Consider the following 2,122-nt stretch of genomic DNA (forward strand, 5'->3'; position numbering starts at 1 on the left):
CCCCCCGTTACTTTCTTCGTAGCCGCTTGGTGAGCATGCTGGGCGGTGACAGCCTGCCGGGCTCGGCATGATTGGTCCCCCCTGTCCTTGATGATCCGGGGGGTGTTGTCACCGAGCCTGGTTGGCGGTGGGTGATCGCTGATAGGGGCCAGGCCCGAGCACGCTCGAGGTCGTTCGTAACGTGGATGCCGAGACGCACCGTCGCAGCTGTCATTCACAACGGACGGAGGAGCAGGTGGTCACTCAGATCGACAACTACGACCAGGTCGACGTCTTCGTCGGCCTCGACGTAGGCAAGGGCGAGCACCACGCGGTCGCTCTCGACCGCGGCGGGAAGAAGCTTTGCGACCGGGCTCTGCCCAACGACGAGAGACGGCTCAGAGCCGTACTGGCCGATCTTCACGAGCACGGCGTTGTCCTGTTGATCGTGGATCAGCCGGCAACGATCGGCGCGCTGCCGATCGCGGTCGCGCAAGCCGCAGGCGCGCTGGTCGGCTACCTGCCCGGACTAGCGATGCGGCGCATCGCGGACCTGCACCCCGGCGAGGCGAAGACAGACGCGAGGGATGCCGCGATCATCGCGGAGACCGCACGGACGATGCCGCACACGCTCCGCTCAATCCAAGTGACAGACGAGCAGGTTGCGGAACTGTCGCTGCTCTGCGGGTTCGACGACGACCTCGCCGCCCAGATCACCCAAGTCGGCAACCGCGTCCGAGGACTGCTGACCCAGATCCACCCCGCACTGGAACGGGCTGTCGGGCCGCGACTGGATCACCCCGCGATCCTCGATTTGCTGCAACGGTGGCCGTCACCGGCTGAGTTGCACGCAGCAGGCGAGAAGCGAATCGCTACGCGGATGCTGAAGCTCGCGCCGCGCAAGGGCCGGGATTGGGCGCACGAGATCATCGTTGCGCTCGGCGAACAGACCGTCGTCGTCACCGGCACGAACGCGGCCGCTCTGGTGGTTTCGCGCCTCGCAGCGCAGTTGGCGGCCCTTCGGAGGCAGCGCGATGAGGTCGCGGCGGAGGTTGAAAAGCTGGTCGATGCGCACCCTCTTCAGCCCGTCCTGACGAGCATGCCCGGAGTCGGCGTCAGGACCGCAGCCCGACTCCTCACCGAAGTCGCCGGCAAACACTTCCCCACCGCCGGCCACCTCGCCGCCTACGCCGGCCTCGCACCCGTCACCCGAAGATCCGGATCCTCAATCCGAGGCGAATACTCGTCACGACGCGGGAACAAGGTCCTGAAGAACACCATGTTCCTCTCCGCCTTCGCTGCACTCCGCGACCCCAACTCCCGCGCCTACTACGACCGCAAGATCGGCCAAGGCAAACGCCACAATCAGGCGCTGCTGGCTCTTGCACGGCGCCGCTCAGACGTCCTCTACGCCATGCTCCGCGACGGCACCCTCTACCAGAAGCCCGCCGACCAGCTGGCGGCGTGAAGGGACTTGAGCCAGCTCGTATCAGTCTGCGTGCATAAGATTCTCACGTGTTGGGCTTCGGCGATCGACTTCCGTTTCGGCCGAGACGCGTCGTCGTGGCCGGCGTTTCCGGAACCGGAAAAACGACCCTTGCCGCCCGAATCTCCTCGGTTCTCGACGCGCCGCACACCGAAATCGACTCGCTTTACCATGGGCCAAACTGGACACCCCGCGAAGAATTCTTGGAGGATGTCCGGGTATTCGCTCAGGGAGACGCGTGGACAACCGAGTGGCAATGCTCAAGCGCTAGACCGATCCTGGTGGAGCATGCTGACCTCGTCGTTTGGCTCGACCTGCCCTTCCTATCCGTAACTCTCCCTCGGGTATTGAGTCGCACAATGAGACGACGCTTGCGGCGAGAAGTGCTCTGGAACGGCAACGTAGAACCGCCGTTGAGGACGTTCTTCACCAATCGTGAGCACATTGTTCGCTGGGCGTTCTCGACGCGGAACAAGTACGGCGTCTTGATCTCCCAGCTCCAAGACGAACGCCCCGACCTTCTCATCGTGCGCTTGCGAACACCCCGCGAGGTTCAGGCATGGCTATCAGGACCGCTCGCGAACAACCCCTCTGACTGATCCGCAGTCGCTCAGCTCGCGACACGAGGTCTTGACGAAAGACATAGGGGCACCCCCC

2 protein-coding genes are annotated in these 2,122 nt (G+C 64.3%); both read left to right on the plus strand.

Going from position 1 to position 2,122, the window contains the following annotated elements; all coding sequences use genetic code 11:
• The first annotated feature begins 247 nt into the window (after positions 1–247).
• Positions 248–1,447: an IS110 family transposase gene (locus AB0O81_RS13945; RefSeq protein ID WP_363585270.1), complete on the plus strand. Its 1,200-nt coding sequence runs from the start codon at positions 248–250 to the stop codon at positions 1,445–1,447.
• A gap of 377 nt (positions 1,448–1,824) precedes the next feature.
• Positions 1,825–2,064 carry a hypothetical protein gene (locus AB0O81_RS13950; RefSeq protein ID WP_363585268.1) on the plus strand — a complete coding sequence of 80 codons (240 nt, stop codon included), beginning with the start codon at positions 1,825–1,827 and terminating at the stop codon, positions 2,062–2,064.
• Positions 2,065–2,122: the final 58 nt, after the last annotated feature.

The sequence above is a fragment of the Microbacterium sp. NPDC076911 genome, from assembly GCF_040687125.1.
Lineage (GTDB): Bacteria > Actinomycetota > Actinomycetes > Actinomycetales > Microbacteriaceae > Microbacterium.

Bases quoted from the DNA above. Each gene is read 5' to 3' on its own strand.
- AB0O81_RS13950 (WP_363585268.1), top strand. From the start codon at position 1,825: ATGAGACGACGCTTGCGGCGAGAAGTGCTCTGGAACGGCAACGTAGAA.